Origin of the sequence: Stenotrophomonas sp. GbtcB23 (genome assembly GCF_019091045.1) — a bacterium.
Classification (GTDB): Bacteria; Pseudomonadota; Gammaproteobacteria; order Xanthomonadales; family Xanthomonadaceae; genus Stenotrophomonas; species Stenotrophomonas rhizophila_A.
On record NZ_JAGXKC010000491.1, the window covers coordinates 1 to 256 of the forward strand.

Annotated in this window: 1 protein-coding gene; it reads left to right on the forward strand. The window is 62.5% G+C overall.

All coding sequences use genetic code 11. The features are described 5' to 3' along the window. Positions 1–256 (forward strand): winged helix-turn-helix domain-containing protein (locus KVS69_RS19875; protein ID WP_217539897.1); only part of this gene is annotated, 256 nt, incomplete at both ends.

Here is a 256-nt window from a genome sequence, read left to right on the forward strand (position 1 = left end):
GAACGCCTGCGCCGGCTGCTCGATCCGAGCGGGTTGCCGGTTCCGCTTACGAAAGGGGAATATTCGCTGCTCAAGGCTTTTCTGGCCTCTCCCCAGCGCCCGCTCACCCGAGAGTTCCTCGTGCAGGCGACCAAGATAAACGACGATGTCTTCGACAGGAGCATCGACGTTCAGGTACTCCGGCTGCGCCGCAAGCTGCAGGAGGCCCCCGATTATCCGCGCATGATACGGACGGAGCGCGGTGTCGGGTATCTCT